This window comes from Ewingella sp. S1.OA.A_B6, from assembly GCF_049889095.1.
GTDB lineage: Bacteria > Pseudomonadota > Gammaproteobacteria > Enterobacterales > Enterobacteriaceae > Ewingella.
In genome coordinates this window covers 50950-71155 of sequence record NZ_JBLJFK010000005.1, presented here as the reverse complement: position 1 = coordinate 71155, position 20206 = coordinate 50950, and the positions used below count along the sequence as shown (strand labels likewise).

General features: G+C 51.4%; 19 protein-coding genes. 9 read left to right on the top strand and 10 right to left on the bottom strand.

Annotated features, from left to right (window positions below):
• Nucleotides 1–794: 794 nt before the first annotated feature.
• Entirely contained in the window at nucleotides 795–2162 is a 1368-nt protein-coding gene (locus tag ACMV8I_RS12710; RefSeq protein WP_498865581.1) for an NCS2 family permease, read from the bottom strand.
• Nucleotides 2163–2785: 623 nt separating this feature from the next.
• Complete coding sequence (locus tag ACMV8I_RS12705; RefSeq protein ID WP_498865580.1) at nucleotides 2786–3454, bottom strand: glutathione S-transferase family protein; 669 nt, start codon at nucleotides 3452–3454, stop codon at nucleotides 2786–2788.
• 264 nt (nucleotides 3455–3718) lie between these two features.
• Here ACMV8I_RS12705 and ACMV8I_RS12700 point away from each other — a divergent pair, with 264 nt between their 5' ends.
• Nucleotides 3719–5812 (top strand): putative bifunctional diguanylate cyclase/phosphodiesterase, encoded by a 2094-nt coding sequence (locus ACMV8I_RS12700; RefSeq protein WP_498865579.1) that lies wholly within the window; start codon nucleotides 3719–3721, stop codon nucleotides 5810–5812.
• Nucleotides 5813–5825: 13 nt separating this feature from the next.
• On the opposite strand, the gene ACMV8I_RS12695 is transcribed toward ACMV8I_RS12700, so the two are convergent.
• The 4 genes from ACMV8I_RS12695 to ACMV8I_RS12680 all read right to left on the bottom strand — a co-directional run bounded on the left by ACMV8I_RS12695 (nucleotide 5826) and on the right by ACMV8I_RS12680 (nucleotide 9474).
• Nucleotides 5826–7388, bottom strand: a complete 1563-nt coding sequence (locus tag ACMV8I_RS12695; protein ID WP_498865578.1) for a methyl-accepting chemotaxis protein — start codon at nucleotides 7386–7388, stop codon at nucleotides 5826–5828.
• 349 nt (nucleotides 7389–7737) lie between these two features.
• Nucleotides 7738–8076, bottom strand: a complete 339-nt coding sequence (locus tag ACMV8I_RS12690) for a nuclear transport factor 2 family protein (RefSeq protein ID WP_498865577.1) — start codon at nucleotides 8074–8076, stop codon at nucleotides 7738–7740.
• Between the two features lie 89 nt (nucleotides 8077–8165).
• Entirely contained in the window at nucleotides 8166–8951 is a 786-nt protein-coding gene (locus tag ACMV8I_RS12685; RefSeq protein WP_498865576.1) for an inositol monophosphatase family protein, read from the bottom strand.
• Between the two features lie 73 nt (nucleotides 8952–9024).
• Nucleotides 9025–9474, bottom strand: coding sequence for a GNAT family N-acetyltransferase (locus ACMV8I_RS12680; RefSeq protein ID WP_498865575.1), 450 nt, complete (start codon nucleotides 9472–9474; stop codon nucleotides 9025–9027).
• A 108-nt stretch (nucleotides 9475–9582) separates the two neighbouring features.
• Here ACMV8I_RS12680 and ACMV8I_RS12675 point away from each other — a divergent pair, with 108 nt between their 5' ends.
• The 3 genes from ACMV8I_RS12675 (at nucleotide 9583) to modA (ending at nucleotide 12177) form a co-directional block, all read left to right on the top strand.
• Complete coding sequence (locus ACMV8I_RS12675; RefSeq protein WP_498865574.1) at nucleotides 9583–10215, top strand: LysE family translocator; 633 nt, start codon at nucleotides 9583–9585, stop codon at nucleotides 10213–10215.
• A 100-nt stretch (nucleotides 10216–10315) separates the two neighbouring features.
• Complete coding sequence (locus tag ACMV8I_RS12670) at nucleotides 10316–11359, top strand: ABC transporter substrate-binding protein (RefSeq protein WP_498865701.1); 1044 nt, start codon at nucleotides 10316–10318, stop codon at nucleotides 11357–11359.
• Between the two features lie 77 nt (nucleotides 11360–11436).
• Nucleotides 11437–12177, top strand: coding sequence for a molybdate ABC transporter substrate-binding protein (gene modA / locus ACMV8I_RS12665; protein WP_498865573.1), 741 nt, complete (start codon nucleotides 11437–11439; stop codon nucleotides 12175–12177).
• Between the two features lie 35 nt (nucleotides 12178–12212).
• On the opposite strand, the gene ACMV8I_RS12660 is transcribed toward modA, so the two are convergent.
• Both ACMV8I_RS12660 and ACMV8I_RS12655 read right to left on the bottom strand, forming a co-directional pair.
• Nucleotides 12213–13070, bottom strand: a complete 858-nt coding sequence (locus tag ACMV8I_RS12660; protein WP_498865572.1) for a PA4780 family RIO1-like protein kinase — start codon at nucleotides 13068–13070, stop codon at nucleotides 12213–12215.
• A gap of 17 nt (nucleotides 13071–13087) precedes the next feature.
• On the bottom strand, nucleotides 13088–13231 hold the full coding sequence (locus ACMV8I_RS12655; RefSeq protein ID WP_498865571.1) for a hypothetical protein: 144 nt from the start codon (nucleotides 13229–13231) through the stop codon (nucleotides 13088–13090).
• Between the two features lie 425 nt (nucleotides 13232–13656).
• Between ACMV8I_RS12655 and ACMV8I_RS12650 the strand changes: the two genes are divergently transcribed.
• Complete coding sequence (locus ACMV8I_RS12650; protein ID WP_498865570.1) at nucleotides 13657–14772, top strand: SDR family oxidoreductase; 1116 nt, start codon at nucleotides 13657–13659, stop codon at nucleotides 14770–14772.
• Between the two features lie 73 nt (nucleotides 14773–14845).
• Here the strand turns inward: ACMV8I_RS12650 and ACMV8I_RS12645 are convergent, their stop codons facing one another.
• Nucleotides 14846–15469: a glutathione S-transferase family protein gene (locus tag ACMV8I_RS12645; RefSeq protein ID WP_498865569.1), complete on the bottom strand. Its 624-nt coding sequence runs from the start codon at nucleotides 15467–15469 to the stop codon at nucleotides 14846–14848.
• A 315-nt stretch (nucleotides 15470–15784) separates the two neighbouring features.
• Between ACMV8I_RS12645 and ACMV8I_RS12640 the strand changes: the two genes are divergently transcribed.
• From ACMV8I_RS12640 to ACMV8I_RS12625, 4 genes are all read left to right on the top strand, one after another.
• Nucleotides 15785–16165, top strand: a complete 381-nt coding sequence (locus tag ACMV8I_RS12640) for a tautomerase family protein (RefSeq protein ID WP_498865568.1) — start codon at nucleotides 15785–15787, stop codon at nucleotides 16163–16165.
• Nucleotides 16166–16262: 97 nt separating this feature from the next.
• A complete protein-coding gene (locus tag ACMV8I_RS12635; protein ID WP_498865700.1) occupies nucleotides 16263–16748 on the top strand; it encodes a hypothetical protein in 486 nt (161 codons plus the stop codon).
• Nucleotides 16749–16943: 195 nt separating this feature from the next.
• A complete protein-coding gene (locus tag ACMV8I_RS12630; protein WP_498865567.1) occupies nucleotides 16944–17798 on the top strand; it encodes a LysR family transcriptional regulator in 855 nt (284 codons plus the stop codon).
• A 95-nt stretch (nucleotides 17799–17893) separates the two neighbouring features.
• Nucleotides 17894–19312, top strand: a complete 1419-nt coding sequence (locus ACMV8I_RS12625; protein ID WP_498865566.1) for an amidohydrolase family protein — start codon at nucleotides 17894–17896, stop codon at nucleotides 19310–19312.
• Here ACMV8I_RS12625 and ACMV8I_RS12620 read toward each other — a convergent pair.
• Nucleotides 19273–20205 carry an SMP-30/gluconolactonase/LRE family protein gene (locus tag ACMV8I_RS12620; protein ID WP_498865565.1) on the bottom strand — a complete coding sequence of 311 codons (933 nt, stop codon included), beginning with the start codon at nucleotides 20203–20205 and terminating at the stop codon, nucleotides 19273–19275. The genes ACMV8I_RS12625 and ACMV8I_RS12620 overlap by 40 nt on opposite strands.
• Between the last annotated feature and the right edge of the window lies 1 nt (nucleotide 20206).

Below are 20206 nucleotides of genomic sequence, written 5' to 3'. Positions count from 1 at the left end.
AGATCAAAAAAGGGGAATTTTTAAATCAGAGCGTGCTGTTCGGGGCCACAGGGACACTTTCAAATTCAACGTCGAGACCTTGGGCTGCCGCCCAAATCGGCGGGTTTCGGATTGCGCTCCGAACTTGCTTTTTAAATTCAAAACCGTGGGCGTCGGCCCACACCGACCAAACTGGCTTTTAACGTCAAGACCTTGGGCTGCCGCCCAAACTGGCCCAAAAGGAGGCATAAACGTGCCTCCTCTTGGAACTCCTGCGTTTTTTAACTGCGCGCTATCGCTGAATCGGGATGGTCGTGTTTCAGCTGCTGCTGTTATAGCCGCAAAATACCGCCGCGTTGCGGTACCTTCATTTCGGGTTCGGACCAGCTCGCAATAAACCCGCTCGCCGTTTCTCACCTCTCATTCAGCGGCATTTTTGAATGCGCCCCGTACTTTTTAAAAGATAAAAATAGCCCCGGTTTTGAATTTAACAAAGCCTCGGCCGCGTTCAAAACGACGTCGAGGGAGAGGCGCAAAACCGCGCGGGGGTTTGCGCGGGTTGAAGCCCGAACGGAGAGGACCGCGCAGCGGCGGAGTTTGCGGCTATAACAGCTGCGCCTGAAACACGGCCATTGTGACCAGCGCAGCTGCTGTTTTTAAAAGAGCCCGGGGTTCTTAGGGGCGGCGGCGATTGGCCGCCCCTAAGGCCAGTTTGGGTGGCAACCCAAGGTTTTGGCTTTGAACTTAAGGCCAATTTGGGTGGCAACCCAAGGTTTTGATTCTAAAAAGCGTTACATTTTTTCGCCAAAAAAATCTTAAATAGCCCATCCACCTGCGTAGAACGCCACTAATGCCACCGCGATGATCACGGTGCCAACGTTCAGCTTACGCCATTCGCCGGAGAAGATGCGGCCGATAACCAGCGCACTAAAGCCCAGCATAATACCGGTCACAATATTGCAGGTCAGCACAATAAATACGGCACACAGCAGGCCAGACATCGCATCAACAAAGTCATCGAAATCCAGTTTGGTGACGTTGCTCAGCATCAGCAGTCCGACATACATCAGCGCCGGTGCCGTAGCGTAAGCCGGGACCAGATAAGAGAGTGGTGACAAGAAAAGCATCAACAGGAACAATACACCCACCACGGTTGCCGTCAGGCCTGTCTTGCCCCCTGCCGCCGTACCCGCAGCAGATTCAATATACACCGCCGCCGGTGCAGCACCGACCAAGCCGGCCAGTATGCTGCTGAGGGAGTCAGACGTCAGCGCTTTACCACCGCTGATGATCTGACCCTCTTTGTCGAGCAAGTTAGCCTGACCGGCAACGGCGCGAATCGTGCCAGTGGCGTCAAACACGGCCGTCATGACCAGCGCCAGTACGCTTGGCAGCACGGCCATCTTCAGCGCGCCCATAATGTCGAGATTAAACAGGACAGAATGGCCATTGGCGTCAGACAGCGACGGCATGGCGAACAGGCCCTGATACTTCACCGTTGGATCAAAAATCAGGCCAATGATGGAAATGGCGATGATCACCAGCAGAATACCGCCGGGAACACGCAGTTTTTCCAGACCGAAGATAACTGACAGACCGAGCAGCGTCATAATTACCGGGAAAGAGGTGAATGCGCCAAGCGTCACTGGCAGGCCATCGAGAGGGTTTTTGATCACCAGACCGACACCGTTGGCAGCAATCAGCAGCAGGAACAGGCCGATACCAATGCCGGTACCGTGCGCAACGCCCATCGGTAAATTACGTAATATCCATGAGCGGATACCGGTTACTGAGATGATGGTAAACAGTACCCCCATCAGGAAGACCGCACCCAATGCAACGGGTACACTGATGTGCTGGCCCAGTACCAGACTAAAGGCGGTAAATGCCGTCAGCGAGATAGCACAGCCAATTGCCAGCGGCAGGTTAGCCCACAGCCCCATTAATAAAGAACCTAAACCTGCCACTAAACAGGTCGAGACAAAGACCGCGCTGGGTGAAAAACCAGCTTTACCCAACATGGCCGGGACAACAATAACGGAATAAACCATAGCCAGAAACGTCGTCAGACCTGCAATGATCTCCTGACGAACATTACTGCCGCGGGCAGAGATTTTAAAAAAAGCATCAAGCGAACCCGTTCGCGCAGCGGTGCCGCCCGTTTGGCTGTGTTGACTAGACATGTGAAACCCTCTGAAGTGTCTTGCTGAAAAGCCTGCGTGGTCATTACGAAACCGTTTCGTCACGTTCGCTTCCCTACCCGGTGAAATGCTGCTGACAAACAGGCCACAAAACCAAGGCAAACGTTTAACTCTCATCGCGTAAGGCGGAAATAAAAACCACGGGAACTGCAAAGCAAACGATTATCCAGCCATTAACCCTCTCTTTTCAACTCCTGTTCACGACAAATTGGTCTTATTTGTTCATTAAAAAAGCATATCGCCCGGAAATTTGTGCAAACCCGGTATTTTTAGTTTTTTGCCAGAAAAGTGGGTTGTGCACAAATTTATTTTGTCTGATATTTAGGCAATACGGGCAGGCGAAAAAGACGGCGTTCAGGCAGGGTTAAGCGATATTGTACAAGTTAAGCGCCATGTCCAATAAACACGGCGGGTTATCTCCAACGCAAATCCAATAATAGAGAAACAGTACTGAAGAGATAATAGGTTTCACTGATGTTTCACCGGAACAACTTACAGGGTAATAAAAACGCCGGTAAAACATAATATATAGTGTCAAAAGATCTTATTCGGGTGAGTCAACGCAGCCAACACATCTTCAACTTGAAGGATGGAGGGTCTATCCGCTAACTCCCAATATGGTAGGGGCCGCCCTGCTCCAGCGCTTTCTGATAGGCGGGGCGCGCCTGAATAGTCGACAGCCAGCGGCTGACATGCGGATATTTATCCAGCCCGCCACGGGATACCATAGCCTCAATCGGGAAACTCATCTGAATATCCGCCGCGCTAAAATCACTGCCCGCAAACCAGGTACTGTCGGCAAGATGTTTTTCGAGATAGGCGCCATGGGTGGCGAGTTGTTTATCCAAATAATTTTGCTGTACACCTTTACCAATCGCTCCGGCAATCGGACGAATAAGCCAAGGCATTGGCGGTTTACCGAGACGTCCGAAGATTAACTTCATCACCAAAATTGGCATCAGCGAACCTTCGGCATAGTGTAACCAATAACGGTATGCCTGCCGTGCAAAATGGTCAGTTGGCTTAAGGTTGCCTTGTGCGTCATAAGCCTCTTGCAGATATTCGATGATGGCACCTGACTCAGCCAGTGTCAGATCGTTATCCACCAGAATGGGTGATTTCCCCAAAGGGTGCACTTTCTTCAAAGAATCCGGCGCCAGCATGGTTTTTTCATCACGTTGATATCGTTGTATTTGGTACGGAATTTCCAACTCTTCCAGCATCCACAGAATTCTCTGTGAGCGCGAATTATTTAAATGATGAACCGTGATCATGCATTCTGCTCCTAACTGATAAGGTTGATTTATAATTAACTATAGTCGATACCCTCAGGGCTGTATTTTATATTAAAAAAAACCTATTTTTATTAGGTCTTAATAATGTATGGTGGTTCAATTCCCTGTAAATCCTGCCCCCCTTAAACTTAAGTAAATTTAATGAATTTCCACTAATTCATTAGCCTTTATTATTAGTTAATGCCATCATCACCGCACTAAAATTAACCATTTATATAAGCACTTTAATATGTGGAGTCTTGCATGCTTTCCAGTGATTACAATGCTGTGCTTATTTTATTTTCTTTCATCGTTGCCATGCTGGCTTCTTATACCGCACTCGATATGGCTGGACGAGTGGCAACCACACAAGGAAAGGCTTCCAGATTCTGGCTGGCGGGCGGCGCCCTTTCCATGGGTATCGGCATCTGGTCGATGCACTTTATCGGAATGCTGGCCTTCAGCATTCCGGTTTCAATGGGTTACGACCCACTGATCACCCTGTTTTCTATGGTGATCGCCATCGTCTCTTCTGCCTTTGCCCTATGGCTGGTTTGTCATGAGCGTCTGCCCACCCAAAGTCTGCTGTTCGGCGCATTGTTAATGGGCGGCGGTATTGCGGCCATGCATTACACCGGCATGGCTGCTATGCGCATGATGCCCGGCATCAGTTACAGCATCGGCTGGGTTGCACTGTCGGTGGTAGTAGCGATAGCCGCTTCCGGCACAGCGCTCTGGATGGCGTTTCACCTGCGCCAGCAGTCACCTAACATCAAAATGCTGCGCGCGGGTGCTGCGGTCGTTATGGGCACAGCAATTGTCGGTATGCATTACATCGGCATGGCCGCAGCTAATTTCCTCAAAGGTAGCCACAGCATGGCTGCAAATTCCGGCGTAAGTAATCAATGGCTGGCGCTGCTGGTGATTGTGGTAACGCTGGCCGTTTTGGCCATCACGCTGATCATTTCTGTGCTCGACGGTCGGTTGCAGGCGCGTACCTCGGTGTTGGCCTCTTCGCTTGCACAAGCTAACCGTGAACTAACGCAACTGGCGCTGCACGACAATCTGACTAAACTGCCTAACCGTCTGTTGCTGGAAGACCGCCTGAGTCAGGCTTTTCAGAAAGCTGGGCGCGGTGATTCTCTATTTGCCCTGCTGTTTCTCGACCTCGACGGTTTCAAGGCAGTAAACGATGCTTTTGGCCACCACGTGGGTGACCAGTTATTACTCGCTGTTGCTGAGAGAGTGCGTGAAGAGGTGCGTCCGGAAGATACATTGGCACGCCTGGGGGGTGATGAGTTTGTACTGTTGTTAGAAATAGCAGAACCCGATGACGCCGCTACGCTGGCTGATAAATTGGTGCATCTGATTGCCAAACCTTTTCAGATCTCGCGTTATGAGTTGCTGGTTTCAGTCAGCATCGGGATTGCCGTCTATCCGGGGGATGGTAAAGATGAGCGCGAACTGATGCTCAATGCCGATGCCGCGATGTATCACACCAAGAATTCGGGACGCAACGGCTACAGCTTCTTCCAGCCATCGATGAATGCCAATGCGCAAGACCAGTTGCAGTTATTGAACGATTTACGCATGGCGGTCGAACGTGACGAATTACGTCTGCACTATCAGCCCAAATTTGTCGCCCCGCACGGCCCGGTGACTGGGTTCGAAGCACTGTTACGCTGGGAGCGCCACGGGGTCATGCTCAGCCCAGATGTTTTCCTGCCGACGGCCGAGAAAACGGGTCTGATTATTTCCATTGGCGAATGGGTGATTAACGAAGCGTGCCGCCAACTGCGCATCTGGCATCTATCCGGCCACAGCAGTTGGACAGTGGCGGTGAATCTGTCGGCTTTACAGTTTGAACAGGTCAATTTGGTAGCGATGGTGATCGCAACCATCGAGCGGCATCATATTCCGCCGCAAATGTTGACGCTCGAAGTGACCGAAACTACTGCGATGCGTGATCCAGATACCAGCGTGGCAATCCTCGAGCAGTTGACTGAATACGGGGTTAGGGCCTCTATTGATGACTTCGGCACCGGCTACTCCAGCCTGTTGTACCTGAAGCGGCTGCCCGCCAGCGAGCTAAAAATTGACGGCGCATTCATCAATGACTTGGTTGCCGGCAGCGAAGATGCCAGCATTGTGCAGGCAATCATCGCGCTGGGCCAGACCCTGAACCTGAAAGTGGTAGCCGAAGGCGTGGAAACGACCCAGCAGCAAGAATTCCTCACCGCAATGGGTTGCGATACGTTGCAGGGTTACCTGCTGGGTCGCCCGATGACGCCGCAGCAGATTGCCCTGCATCCTGATTCAGCCTGGGAACCTCAACCCCCAAACATGCAGCAACGCTGAGCAGCGCGCGCTCTCACTCTGCCGCTGTGCGGAAAAACTGTACGGCATTGCGCAACTCCAGGCTTTGCTCGGTCAGTGATTGCGCCGCGGCAGCGGCCTGCTCCACCAGGGCGGCGTTTTGCTGCGTCACCTGATCCATCTGCTCCACTGCAATCCCGACTTCATGAATTCCGGTATGCTGCTCAGTGCTGGCCGTGGAAATTTCACTGACGATCCCCGCGACTTTGTTCACCGAGCTGACAATCTCGTTCATCGCATGACTGGCGCGATCGGCCTGCTGCGAACCTTCGTTTATTTTGTTGACGGTGCCGTGGATCAGATTTTTAATCTCTTTCGCTGCCTGCCCGCTTTTTTGCGCCAATACGCGAACCTCGCTGGCTACCACCGCAAATCCTTTGCCTTGAGTACCTGCCCGCGCAGCTTCCACCGCCGCATTCAGTGCCAAAAGGTTGGTCTGGAATGCAATCCCCTCAATCACGCTGATGATATTGATGATCTCCTTCGAGCTGCCGGAAACATCGCGCATGTGCTCCTGCATACCGCTGACAATCGAGCCTCCCTGCAATGCCGTCTGAGACGTCGCATGCGCCAACTGGCTGGCTTCACGCGCATTCTCCGCATTCTGGCTGACGGTGGCGGTTAGGTTCTGCATATTGGCGCTGGTTTGCACCAGCGACGCCGCCTGCTCCTCGGTACGCTGCGATAAATCAATGTTACCTTGTGCAATTTCGCTTGCCGCATGATTGATCGACTCGCTGCCGCTCATTATCTGATGAATAGTCCGATTCAACTGCTGATTCATGCTATTCAGTGATGCCAGTAAGCTGCTGTTATCGCCGGGCCTCAGGATGATTTCCGCCGCCAAATTGCCCGCCGCAATTTCCTGCATGATCGACGCGGCATAAGCCGGTTCACCGCCCAGTTGGCGGTTCAGATTACGTGCAAGTAACAACGCCATGGCCACAGACAGCACCAGAGCAAAAACCACCAGCACCAGGAATAGCAAGCTGGCGATATGGTAATCACTGCGCGCATGCGCAGCCGCCTGCTCGCTGTTGCTGATTTCATTGTTTACCAACATGGAGAGATCGGCCATTAACTGCGTGCGATATTTCCGGGAGTTGTCGCCGCTGATTTGGGTAGCCTGCGTAATATCATCGCGTTCCATCGCGGCAATGACCTGATCATTCGCCAGCGAGAACTGCTCAAAGTTATGGATGATTTGTTTAAACAAGGCCGACTGACTGCCAGCGCTGTTCAGATTTTCGTAGGCGTTTTCCGCCGCCTTAAAGTTAGCGACGGCCTGCATGATTTCAACCCGGTGACCGTCACGGGACGTGCCCTGCGGTGAGGCGATGTATTGCACCTGTTGCAGACGCAGCTCAGACAGTGTGCCACGCATCACCAGCGGATACTGAACGCCCGGCAGACGGTACGCCCGGTAGTCTTCAATCTGCTGATTAGTATTCTTCAACTGCCAGGCCGACGTCGTTGCCAGAACCAGCATCAGGGTAAGAACGAGTGCAAATGCACCCAACAGACGGGCAAGAACGGAGAGATTGGTTATTTTTTTCATCAGGACACTACAGGGTGAGTGACAGGAAACAGAGATAACGGCAGGAATCAGGGGAACTTTATAGCAAAATGAAATAATATTTCATTTTGTTAAACGCTGATCTTCATCATGTAATCAGAGGGTTGCCGGACAAATTCAGGATGTTATTTAATTGAATGAAAGTATAAGGTAATCGCCACTTATCACTTTTTGTCTTTGAGCCCGCAAATCGCAGAAGGCATGGTCTGGAGAGTTGCGGAAGTTTAACGAGACCTTAAATACGGCCATAACGGCTGAACCAGCGCTATCATAAATAGGGTAAGTGGCAACTCACTCCTCGCTTTAAATTTACTTCAACGTCTTGGCGGATTTATGCAAAGTAAAACCATGCTGTTTCAATTAATCCGTTCTGTATCTCAAAGATAGCCACGCTTTCGAGCGGCTGATCGTTCAGACCATGAATACGCTCGTGGTCAAAGACTTTATTACCCAGCACCGAGCGGGAAATCAGTTCGGCGCGCAGTGCTGGATTATTGAAGCGATGGCTGGCGTAAAAATCACGCAGTTGTGCTTTACCGACGGTAGAAGGTTCAGTCGCGGGCATCCGGTAACCTTTGAAGGTGTCGCTAAAGCAGGCCACAAACTTCTCAAGGTCGTGCTCATTATAAGCATAAAACTGCTGTTCAACGGGAAGCAATGGATTGGGCATTAGCACCTCTCAAGTGAATAAAAATGTTAATTATTTGAATTTAAATTCAATATCTATTAACGCTCGAATCTTGTCAATACCCAGCCAATTTACCTTGGCTGCAAATCCCAAAGCGGTCTGACGGTTGCCATTAAGCCTGGCGTGCCCGCTGCCACCGATAAATCCCGAATATTTTCCGAACCAAAACTGACCACGGTTTCCAGCCCCGCTTCCTGACAAAGCACCGCACCACCGGCGATATCCCACAGTGTCGTACGCCGTTGCAGGTGGCCGTCAGTAATACCTTTTGCGGCGAACACCATGCCGACCGTGGTACAGCGGTAACATTGTACTGACCAATCCGCAGCCCGCAGTCCCTGATAAAATTGTGCAGCTTCATCAAGCTTGTCATCCGAACTGTCACCCAGCGAAACAATCTGCACGTCACCAAAGCGACCATCGCGCACGAAAAGCTGCCCGTTGCGGAAAATCCCTTTGCCACTTTCGGCAGCAAACTGTTCGTTGAGAACCGGCAGAGCGACCACGCCGATCATCGGCTGTTTATGCTCCACCAGTCCGAGGGAAACGCCCCACAACGGAGAGCCTCGCAGGAAATTAGATGTGCCGTCGATGGGATCGATAACCCAGCATGCCGCATCGGTTAACATGCCACCCAGCTCTTCGCCAATGATGGCGTCATGTGGGAAATGTTCCGCCAACTGGGCGCGGATAAACTGCTCAACGGCCACATCGGCCTGCGAAACAAAGTCCTGCACCTTTTTACTGCTGACCTGAATATCATCACGGCGATTAAAATAACCCAATGCAAGTTCGGCTGCCTGTGCAGCAATCTGGCTGGCCTTCGCCAAACGCCAGGACATATCGTTATTGATCATCAATTTTCCCTGTTTTAAAAAACGTTAAAGCAGTCTGCCACGCAATGATGTTATTGAAATGACAAGGCAACATTCAAAATATTAAACGGTGGGTGACATTCTCATCGCCGTTTACCGGCTCAAAACCAAGGTTTTGGTAGAAGGCATAGGCAGATTGCGGCGCATGGGTATTCAGGTAATCGAAATAAAGGGATGCACCATCAATCAGGTGGGTCATCAATAACTGCCCGACACCTTGCCGACGCAAAGCATGGGTAACATACAGATGACGGATACGACCGGCACGCAACTGATTAATGTAGGGATCAATATTACGCCCGCCGATAGCGACCAGACGCCGTTGATGATCGCTATCCAGAGAAAACACGCCGTTAAGCATCTCTCCAGGCAAAGCGAAGCGATTCATCCCCGAATGCCAGTTATCAAGCAAGCGCACCAACATTCGTTGCCCCTCCAGCTTGCTCTCCTCCAGCAATGAGTCAAAACTCGTCGTGAAAGGATCCAGGGGCGCTATAATTAACATGATGTTCTCCTCATTGATTTCTGAAAGCTTGCCAAAACAGCCCAAAAAGCTCTATATCTGTTGGAGGGTTATTGATTAAACGCCTGACTTTCAACGCCGGAGAATGCCATGCCTGATGCCGCCCACCTGTTACCTTTTATGCTGATTGCCCTGGGATTGGTGCTAACGCCTGGTCCGAATATGATTTATCTGATCTCGCGCTCGTTATGCCAGGGGCCTAAAGCCGGGATGATTTCCCTGGGCGGTGTGATAATAGGCTTTGTGTTTTATATGGTATTTGCGGCGCTCGGTATCACGGCATTATTAATGGCTGTGCCTTTTGCCTATGATGCCCTGCGGTTATGCGGCGCAATGTACCTGTTGTATATGGCTTGGCAGGCCGTTAAACCGGGTGGTCGCTCGCCTTTTCAGATTAAAACCTTAGCGCACGATAGCCCGAAAAAGTTGTTCACCATGGGTCTGCTGACTAATCTGCTGAACCCGAAAACCGCCGTTCTTTATCTGTCGCTGTTGCCACAATTCATCGTCCCGGAACAGGGACATATCCTGATGCAGTCGCTGGTTTTGGGCAGTACTCAGATCCTGATCAGTATGAGCTTTAACGCGCTGATCGCCCTTTCCGCCGGATATATCGCCGTTTTTCTGGCGGGCCGTCCGCTGTGGATGCTGGTTCAACGCTGGCTGATGGCTACGGTACTCAGCGGTTTAGCGGTGCGGATACTGGTTGAAGCACGCAAGTAATCTGCTATTTCTGAAAACGCTTGTATTTTAGTCATGTGATGATGAAGCGTATCGCTATATAATCCTTTGCACAACGAATCAAAGGATTTCTACCGTGCGCATTTTACCTTCCGTTTTTCTGCTCAGCATTGCGCTGAGTTTTGCTCCCCTTACTTCATGGGCTTCCCGTCAGGTCACCGACCAGCTTGGACGCCAGGTCACCATCCCCGATCGCGTTGACCGTGTGGTGGTACTGCAACATCAAACCCTCAATCTGCTGGTGCAGCTCGACGCTACGGACGACATCGTCGGCGTGCTGAACAACTGGAAAAAACAGCTAGGCGATAGTTATGCCCGTCTGGCGCCTTCGCTGGAAAATAAAGCGCAAGTCGGTGACCTGACCAGCGTCAATCTGGAAAGTCTGGTCGCGCTGCATCCGCAGGTGGTGTTCGTTACCAACTATGCACCGCAGGAGATGATTGATCGGATTAGCCAGACCGGTATTGCGGTCATCGCCATCTCCCTGCGCGAAGATGCCAAAGAGCAAGCTGGAAAACTCAACCCTATACTGGCTAATGAAGATAAAGCCTACGACGACGGGCTGAAAAATGGCATCAGGTTGATTGGCGAAGTGGTAAACCGGCAAAAGCAAGCACAGGCATTGATCAACTATACTTTTGCTCAGCGCCAACGGGTCAGTCAGCGGTTGAAAAACATTCCGGCTGACCAGCATATCCGCACGTACATGGCCAATCCTGAACTGACGACTTATGGTTCAGGTAAGTACACCGGGCTGATGATGGCACACGCAGGCGCGATGAACGTGGCGGCTGCAACCGTAAAAGGCTTTAAACAGGTAGCGATGGAGCAGGTGATCGCCTGGGATCCACAGGTGATCTTCGTACAAGATCGTTACCCGGAAGTGGTGGATCAAATTAATCAGGATCCGAAGTGGCAAGCGATCGATGCCGTAAAGCATCACCGAGTTTATCTGATGCCAGAATACGCCAAAGCATGGGGTTACCCGATGCCGGAAGCGCTGGCCATCGGCGAATTGTGGATGGCGAAAAAGCTTTATCCGCAAAAGTTTACCGACATCAATATGCAAAAACAGGCCGATGATTACTATCAGCGTTTCTATCGTACTCATTATGTTGGTCAATAAGAGATAAAGCGTACAGGGTGCTTGCCTCAACCCTGACGCTACTAAGGTTGAGGCGACATTACGATGAGGAGAGATTCATGGCTAATTCGATAAAAGTGCTGGCTGCTGGAAGTCTACGCCTGGCGTGGGCACCTCTGTGCGAGGCTTTCCAGAAAGAAACGGGTTGCAAAGTTTTAACCGAGTTCGGTCCCGCCGGGTTGTTGCGTGAACGTATCGAGCAGGGTGAAAAAGTCGATCTGTTTGCTTCGGCCAATACCGCGCATCCGCTGGCACTACAACAGCACGGCAAAGCTCTGCACGTAGAGACATTTTGCGGCAACAGCTTGTGTGTGACAGCGCGTAAAGGGCCGGAACTGGAAAAGCTGAACTGGTTGAACGTTCTGCTCGACCCGCGATTTCGGCTCGCGACGTCAACGCCGCTAAGCGATCCTTCCGGTGATTACACTTGGCAGATGTTCGAACTGATTGAGCGACGTCATCCCGATGCCGGGGCAATATTACGTAATAAGGCGTTGCGTCTGGTGGGCGGTAAAACGTCGGCGAAAGTGCCGGAGGGGAAACTGGCAGCAGAATGGCTGATTTGCACCGGACAAGCCGACGTGTTTATTGGCTATACCAGCTACGCTACTCTGCTGCGGGAAAATGATGCGCTGGAAGTGTTCAACATCCCGGCTGATTATAATGTGCGTGCCAACTATGCGCTGGCAACCTGCACGGATAAAGCCGAAACGCTGGCGGCGTTTATTCTTTCAGAAACAGGCCAGCCTGTTTTGCAGAACGCCGGTTTTTGTGGCCGCGATTCAGTCATGCGCGACTAGCCCGATGCAGACCACAACCGGCGTTTATAGTCAAATCAGTCGTTGAAGTCACGTTCCTTTAGCGCACGCTGACGGTCGTAATATTCATCTTCTGCGGCGATGATCTCATCCAGCAGTGAACCCACGTCTGCTTTCGAAGTGTCTTCAGCAAACTCGCCGGTCAGTACGCTTTCCGGCGTCAGTTTGCCGTCTTCGTAAAGCGCCCAGATCTCTTTGGCAAAACGCGTTTCCAACAGATCTGGCGCGAACTGACCGTAGTAACTACGCATATTGTTCACGTCACGTTCAAACATCGACTCCGCATGGTTATTAGCAGAAGCATCTACCGCTTGCGGTAAGTCGATGATCACCGGCCCATTGGCGTCCATCAGCACGTTAAATTCTGATAAATCGCCATGCACGATACCGGCACACAACATGCGCACAATATTGCGGATCATGGTGTCATGGTCAGCTGTCGCCTCTTCCTGCGTCAGCATGACATCGCTCAGGCGCGGCGCGACCAGCCCCTCGGCATCGGTGATCAATTCCATCAGCAACACGCCATCAAGGCAAATATAAGGCTGTGGAACGCGCACACCGGCATTGGCCAGGCGAAAGAGTGCATCCACTTCAGCGGTCTGCCAGGTCTCTTCCTGCTGCTTCTTACCGAACTTCGAGCCCTTCTGCATAGCACGCGCGCTGCGCGTGTTGCGGACCTTACGCCCTTCCTGATACTGCACCGCCTGCTTGAAACTGCGCTGGGTGGCTTCTTTGTAAACCTTGGCGCAACGGATCTCTCCACCGCATAACACGGTGTAAACGTCGGCCTCTTTGCCGCTTTTTAGTCGACGGACCACATCGTCTATCAGGCCGTCATCCACCAGAGGTTGGATTCTATTTGGGATTTTCATGCAGCCTTGTACCTTATTTACGCGCGCGAGGGAATCACCAGCTCAATATTCCCTTCAGGAACTTCAATGAAGACTCCTGATTTCATCCAGTTATCGGCATCCGCTACGCTTACTGTAACACTCCGCACGCTCTCATTTTTTGTGCGCACCTGTTTATCCATCAGTTTATCTTAATGCGGAAGCAGTGCCTACTTCCTACACAAAGCGGCGTGATCATCCCACACTCAAAACGGGTCTTGCAGGCTCAGCCTAACAAAAACCACAGCAAGCAGACAAAGATGATTTTGACCTCAGGACGTCACCCTCGCAGATAAAACGCACGTAAGTACCATAATATTATCTCTAAGCCTGCTAATTTAAACGATATAGCGGCCTGACGGATTTTTTATATAATTAATTAATTCTCATTATTACCAGCTGTAAGGAAGTGACTCTTATTATATTTATCGCGCATTATTGCAATAACTTTCAGCATTTATCACTCCACTTCGTTTAACTCCCGTTTATTTATCACCTGCGTTGGTATACATGCGGTTTACAATTTCAGTGATACTGTGCCGGGACTTTCTCGTTACAGGTAATCGTCATGCCAAACATTTTAATTACCGGCGCATCAGGTTTTGTCGGCGGTGCAGTGGTTGAACATATTCTTCGCCAGCCTTCACTGGATAATATTCAATTACTTTTATTAGTCAGGGCAGACGATAAAGCGGCAGGTCTAGGCCGGATCATTAATAACCTGAAAAAATTTGAATTAAGTGAAAGACAACTGTCACTGATAACCGAAGATTCCATTTTAGTCGGCGATCTTGCTGAACCAGAAAACTTCATTGATGACACGCGCCTGGACAATATTACGCACGTTATCAACTGCGCTGCTATCGCGTCGTTTGGCAACAACCCAGTACTGTGGAAAGTTAACGTTGACGGTACGCTGGCCTTTGCTAAACGAATGGCGCAGGTGAAAGGCCTACAACGCTTTGTACACGTCGGGACTGCTATGGCCTCAATGCCTGACAAAGGCAGCGTTTTCTACGAAGATATGCCGGATAATGACCATAATGAAGATCTGGTGCAGTACACCGCCTCCAAACGCGCGATAGAAAACCTAATCCGTCAGGAATGCCCACAGATGCCCTTTGTGGTTGCACGGCCTTCTATCATCGTCGGTCATACACAATTCGGTTGCCGCCCATCCAGCAGTATTTTTTGGGTGTTTCTGATGGCAATTAAACTGAAGAAATTCACCTGTACATTCGATGCGAATATCGATGTTATTCCGGTAGATTATTGCGCGATGGTATTGGTGAACTTATGCCTAAACCAAAATATTCAGCATGATTTCTACCATATTTCCTCTGGTGAAGAGATGTGTACACCATTCCATGAAATCGATACCTTTGTCGCTAAAGCCAGCAATACAAAGACGATTATTGATGAATATAAACAACTATCCTATCAAGATTTCACCGGCATCAGGAAACAGTTCAAAGATATTCTTGGACCCTGTAATGATAAAATTATCTTACGTGCCATTAAATTGTATGGTGGGTTTGCCGAATTAAATGTCAAATTTGATAATCAGCGCTTAATGGACATGGGCATGCCTAAACCTGCTCCGTTCAGAAGTTATATTGATAAATGTGTCACCACGACGCGTGGCCAATCAATTTCAGAATTGATGATGGTAGATTTCAAATAATCTCATCACCATGAAAGATTAATACCACACAATGAAATGGCGCAGGATTTATCATTCTGCGCCATTTTTTTGTTTAGGCGGTACCATTACGACCAAACAGGCGGAAACCCTGCCGCTGATTAAGTCTTTCATAATAGGCCGTAACCGCAGGCAGCGCCGGGCGTGACATCGGCGTCATCGACCATCGATTGACTGCCAGGCCGATGGGTACATCAGCCAGCGTAAAGCTGTTGCCAAGAATATAGTCGCCACTACGATGCAACTGCTCTTCAATCATCTGCACATGACGGTTCCAGTCACTGACACCGGCGTCAATAAGAGTCCGATCGGTATGCTGCGGGCTATTGCGCGCCAGCGCCGGAAAGGCATAACGCCAGGAGTTGTTCAGATCACCCGCCTGCCAGTCCATCCACTGCTCGGTCAGTGCACGGGTTTGCGGATCTGTAGATAACAGGTCGCTGCGCCCTTCTTTTGCCACCAGATAACGACAAATGACGTTGGACTCCCACAGCACAAAATCACCGTCGATCAACACCGGCACCATCGCATTGGGGTTGAGCGCCTTGAATTGCGGTGTGTCTGTTGGCTGAAAACCCGCACCGAAATCTTCACGTTCGAAATCCAGCCCAAGCTCCTGGCAGGTCCACAACACTTTGCGCACATTGATAGATGACGCTTTTCCCAGTATTTTCAGCACAAGCCTTCCTTACCCTAAAAGAAAAAACTTCGACATTAAAAGCGCGGCCAGGAGCGTTTGAAAATACGCATATCGGCAATATTTTAAAGTGTGTCTGTAATACAGACAGAAGAATAGCCTAACGCCAGTCCTTCCTGCAAAAATGGCTGGGTATTTTTCGCAAAATAAATAAAGTGCTGAATTGAGTCAGAATGCGGGGACTGGAAAAATTCAGCTAGACTTTACCGCCTGAATTGTTCATACCTGACAGGGAGCGCGCCGCAACGAAGACGCGCAATCCTGCGCATTCATTGAGCACTCTTTTAAGGACGCATCATGCCATTAGTTCGTGTTGATATGATTGAAGGTAAACCCAGCACCTTCCGCAAAGCCATCGGTGACGTAATTTATACCGCGTTGAAGAGCCACCTTAACGTGCCGGAAAATGACCGTTTCATTATTTTTGCCGAGCATACACCCGAAGAGATGATGATATCTCCCGACTACCTCGGGATTGAGCGCACTCAAAACTGCATTGTGGTGCAGGTGACCCTCAACAGCGGCCGCACGCTGGAGATGAAGAAAGCCTTTTATCATGCATTAGCCTACGGCCTTCACGAGCAAACCGGGATGCGTCTCGAAGATGTTTTCATCAACCTGGTAGAAGTGCCGAAAGAGAACTGGTCCTTCGGCAACGGTGAAGCGCAGTACGCCTGAGGATAAAGTCTAAATGAACATTGCGCGAGAATTGCCTGATCGAGATTCACCGGAGTACTTAGCGCTTTCGCTGACGAATTCCGAGACAAAGGTATTGATGACCTTCCCGACGGTTTTATTACATATTGGCAGCGAAGAGACCAAAGTAACGGTGCGGAAAGAAAACGGTGACGTGATCGAGCTGCTATTAACGCTGGGTTCCCAACTGACCTCGCTGGGCTATTTCCATCACGCGCCACCGACGCCGGATGAAATGGAAACCGCCATTATGGTGGTCGAAGATGAGATCACACGCGTCCGTCATGACATTCCCGCCGGTGCCAGACTGGTGAGCAACGACAATGATATCCGCGCCATCGCCCGTCTGACCGGCGTGGCAGAAAACGAAGCAATGCAGCTATCAGTCGATGCCGTCGAGCGCATATTCGACCGTCTGGCGCGGGTGATCAACGGCCGCCCCGCCAGCTTCGAAGGTATCCCCGACGGTAACGACTTCGCCGCTACCCTGCTTATTCTGCGCGAGTTTATGCACCACTTGCAGTTCGGGGAAATCGTGGTGAAAGGGACAAAATTTGTGATCTAAAAGCCTCCCGCAAAGGCTTGTATCTATGCCCGTCAATCCTCAATCCGCCACGCGGTATGCCCATGTTTATTGATACCCCAGCAACAGATTTTTCATCACCGTTGGCGCAATGAGCCAGTCTGGCGTACCGCCGTGAAGGTTGGTATTCTGCGAAGTATTCAAATTGCAAATACCCTAACCAGAAGTAGTGATGAAATGAATCGCTATCCGATGTTCAGTCCGCAGCAGTTACTCAGTTTTGTCGCCGTGTGCGAAACAGGCAGTTTTACTCGCGCCGCTGACCGTGTGTATTTGTCACAATCGACGGTCAGCCAGCAGATCCGACGGCTGGAAGACGCGCTAGGCAAGCCTTTGCTGGAGCGCACGTCGCATCAGGTTCAGCTCACCGAAGAAGGCGAACGGTTACTCGGCTATGCGCGCCGTATCATCGCGCTCAACGGCGAAGCGCACGACGCGCTGAGCGATCAGTGGTGCGACGGCGTGGTGCCTCTCGGCGTTCCCGAAGATTTCGCCGCCGCCACCACCTCGCTGCTGGCGCAGTTTTGCCGCCAACATCCGCATATCCGCCTCGATGTCACCAGCGGCCTGAGCCACGAGCTGCGCCGCGCGTGGCAACAGGACATGCTGGACATCATTCTGGTGAAGCAGTTGACCGGCGAGAAAGCTAACGCATCACGCCCCGAGCCGATGCTGTGGCTCGACAGCGCAGAATTTCCGGCATTTGAGCGCGACCCAATGCCGCTGGTGCTGTTTCCGCTCAACGCGCTGTATCGCGACGAGTTGTGTCAGGCGCTTGACGCTATCGGCCGCAGTTGGCGGATCAGCTACAGCAGCGCCAGTCTTGCTGCACTGGTCGCCGCCAGCGCAGCAGGGTTAGGCGTCACGCTGTTGCCTGCCAGTTGCCGTCTGCCGGAACACCGAATTCTGGGCGCAGAGTGCGGATTACCGCAGATCGATAACGTCGAACTGTCGCTGTTTTATCGCCCCGACGCGACGCCTGCGCAGATCGCACTGGCCGAAAAATTACGGGCGTTTTGCCAGCTCAGTTAGGAATTGAGTTTCCCACTGACAGGCAGTGGGAAATATCGCAGCCGGAACCGGTGGGATCTTTTAGGGTGAAGAGAAAGCAGCATCCCCTGAGCATCATGACCAAGGAATCCGACGTGCAAAACCCTCAGCAACAAAGTCGCAGAAACTTTCTCTCTCAAAGCGCAAAAATCACCGCCAGCAGCGCGCTGCTGGCGTCTGGTATGGCCTCCGCATCTTCCATCAGTTCTGGTACAAAAATAGATAAGTGTGACGACACCAGCCAGATAACTGCAATTTCCGCCCCCCACTACCAGTTGCGTAATGTCCGACTGGAAGAAGGCTTCGAGCGCGAAGGCGAGATGGTCATCGGCACCCAAACCAAGCTGTATAATCTTGAAGTCAGTGACGGCAAGATCGTCGCCATTCAGCCCACGAACGGCGCACCGGCCAGCACGTTACCCGCTTTTGACGCCAACGGTCTGCTTCTGCTGCCCGCCACGCGCGATATGCATATTCACCTCGATAAGACATTTTATGGTGGCGAATGGGAAGCACCGCGCCCGCGCAAAGGCAAAACCATCATGGATATGATTGCCCGCGAGCGGGTGCTGATCCCCAAACTGCTGCCGACGTCGGTAGAACACGCCGAAGCGATCATCGGCCTGCTGCAATCCAAAGGCACCACCGTGGCGCGCAGCCACTGCAACATCGATCCAGTTAGCGGCCTGAAAAGTCTCGAGCACCTGAAAATTGCGCTGGAAAAACATCAGCAGGATTTCAGCTGTGAGATTGTCGCGTTTCCGCAGCACGGTTTGCTGCACTCGAAAGTCGATGGCCTGATGCGCGAAGCGATGCAGATGGGCGTGCAGTACGTCGGCGGGCTGGATCCGACCAACGTCGACGGCGCGATGGAAAAGTCGCTGGACGCGATGTTCCAGATTGCGCTGGATACCCACAAAGGCGTGGATATTCATCTGCATGAAACTACGCCCGCCGGGATCGCAGCGGTTAAATACATGATTCAGACCGTGGAGAAAAACCCGCAGCTGAAAGGCAAAGTGACGCTCAGCCATGGTTTCGCACTGGCGATGATGCAGGGCAAAGAACTCGAAGAAGTGATCGCCGGTTTGTCCGAGCAGCAGTTCACCGTCGCCTCAACCATTCCGCTTGGCAAGCTGAACATGCCGCTACCGCAACTGAGCCAGAACGGCGTCTTCGTCATGACCGGCACCGACAGTGTGATCGACCACTGGTCGCCGTTCGGCACCGGCAGCATGCTGGAAAAAGCCAGCCTCTACGCCCAGCTGTACGGCAACTCCGACGAGTTCGGCCTCACGCGCTCCCTCGCCATCGCCACCGGCAATGTTCTGCCGCTCGACGATGTCGGCAAACGCCAGTGGCCCGCCGTCAACGACAGCGCCGAAATGATCCTGGTCGACGCCAGCTGCTCCGCAGAAGCGGTTGCTCGCGTCTCCGGGGTAAAAGCGACGTTCCATCAGGGAAGACTGGTGTTCGGGGCGGTGGGGAAAGTTTGAGGATGAAATAGGCGATCGTCGAAGCAATGAGTTTCCAGACCGGGGACCCGAACAGACAACTGAAAGATGTCCCCGGACTGTGGGAAGCGGCGTATTTCCTCTTCCGTCATACCAAATTTTGCACTGGTGATGTACAGCATCGACAGTCCTTTGCCACCAAAACAACAACTTGTCGGGCGCGGAACGGGCAGATCGACTTTCAGCAGTAATGTACCTGTCGCCGAATATTGCAGAATACAGCCCCCGTTGAACTGACATACCCAGAGATTGTCCGCACGATCGAGAGCAATACCGTCGGGCCTTCCTAAATGTTCCGGCGTTTCAGCAAATACGCGTGGATTGAACAGCTGACCGCGCTCTTTGCACCATCCGGCCTTAAAGATTATCCGCGCGACAGAGTCCACGTAATACATGCTACGGCCTGACTCGCACCAGGCGATCCCGTTAGGTAATCCTAAATCGCTGATAAGATTGTTTCTTTCGAGTTTGTTTCCAAAACAATGGAGACTGCCGGAGCCAACAGAATGCTGCTCATCCATTAACCCTGTCACCAATCGCCCCTGCGGATCGCAGGCACTGTCGTTATAACGAAATGATTTTCCATCACTCGCTACGTTGCTGCGGGCAGTTATCTTGCCTGATGAAAGACAAAAAAGAATCACACAGGCGTCTTCGGTAAAAATCAAATCCCCGCGGGTTGTCAGAGCCAGTGACCCCACCCGGTACACAGAACGATAAATCAATAAAGGTGGCTGATTGCCCTGAATGGCAAATATTTCACCGCGTGTAATATCAATAAAAAACAATGTACCGGTTCTTTTATCCCATACCGGACTTTCTCCGAGACAAGCCTGAACCGGCGCAAAAATATCGGGCAACGTTGAGAAATCCATC

What these genes read in the sequence shown, in the direction of transcription:
- ACMV8I_RS12710 (WP_498865581.1), bottom strand. Translation starts at nt 2,162, where the DNA reads ATGTCTAGTCAACACAGCCAAACGGGCGGCACCGCTGCGCGAACGGGT.
- ACMV8I_RS12695 (WP_498865578.1), bottom strand. Translation starts at nt 7,388, where the DNA reads ATGAAAAAAATAACCAATCTCTCCGTTCTTGCCCGTCTGTTGGGTGCA.
- ACMV8I_RS12640 (WP_498865568.1), top strand. Translation starts at nt 15,785, where the DNA reads ATGCCATTAGTTCGTGTTGATATGATTGAAGGTAAACCCAGCACCTTC.
- ACMV8I_RS12675 (WP_498865574.1), top strand. Translation starts at nt 9,583, where the DNA reads ATGCCTGATGCCGCCCACCTGTTACCTTTTATGCTGATTGCCCTGGGA.
- ACMV8I_RS12700 (WP_498865579.1), top strand. Translation starts at nt 3,719, where the DNA reads ATGCTTTCCAGTGATTACAATGCTGTGCTTATTTTATTTTCTTTCATC.
- ACMV8I_RS12655 (WP_498865571.1), bottom strand. Translation starts at nt 13,231, where the DNA reads ATGGATAAACAGGTGCGCACAAAAAATGAGAGCGTGCGGAGTGTTACA.
- ACMV8I_RS12630 (WP_498865567.1), top strand. Translation starts at nt 16,944, where the DNA reads ATGAATCGCTATCCGATGTTCAGTCCGCAGCAGTTACTCAGTTTTGTC.
- ACMV8I_RS12680 (WP_498865575.1), bottom strand. Translation starts at nt 9,474, where the DNA reads ATGTTAATTATAGCGCCCCTGGATCCTTTCACGACGAGTTTTGACTCA.
- ACMV8I_RS12685 (WP_498865576.1), bottom strand. Translation starts at nt 8,951, where the DNA reads ATGATCAATAACGATATGTCCTGGCGTTTGGCGAAGGCCAGCCAGATT.
- ACMV8I_RS12625 (WP_498865566.1), top strand. Translation starts at nt 17,894, where the DNA reads ATGACCAAGGAATCCGACGTGCAAAACCCTCAGCAACAAAGTCGCAGA.
- ACMV8I_RS12705 (WP_498865580.1), bottom strand. Translation starts at nt 3,454, where the DNA reads ATGATCACGGTTCATCATTTAAATAATTCGCGCTCACAGAGAATTCTG.
- modA (WP_498865573.1), top strand. Translation starts at nt 11,437, where the DNA reads ATGGCTAATTCGATAAAAGTGCTGGCTGCTGGAAGTCTACGCCTGGCG.
- ACMV8I_RS12620 (WP_498865565.1), bottom strand. Translation starts at nt 20,205, where the DNA reads ATGGATTTCTCAACGTTGCCCGATATTTTTGCGCCGGTTCAGGCTTGT.
- ACMV8I_RS12690 (WP_498865577.1), bottom strand. Translation starts at nt 8,076, where the DNA reads ATGCCCAATCCATTGCTTCCCGTTGAACAGCAGTTTTATGCTTATAAT.
- ACMV8I_RS12650 (WP_498865570.1), top strand. Translation starts at nt 13,657, where the DNA reads ATGCCAAACATTTTAATTACCGGCGCATCAGGTTTTGTCGGCGGTGCA.
- ACMV8I_RS12635 (WP_498865700.1), top strand. Translation starts at nt 16,263, where the DNA reads ATGACCTTCCCGACGGTTTTATTACATATTGGCAGCGAAGAGACCAAA.
- ACMV8I_RS12660 (WP_498865572.1), bottom strand. Translation starts at nt 13,070, where the DNA reads ATGAAAATCCCAAATAGAATCCAACCTCTGGTGGATGACGGCCTGATA.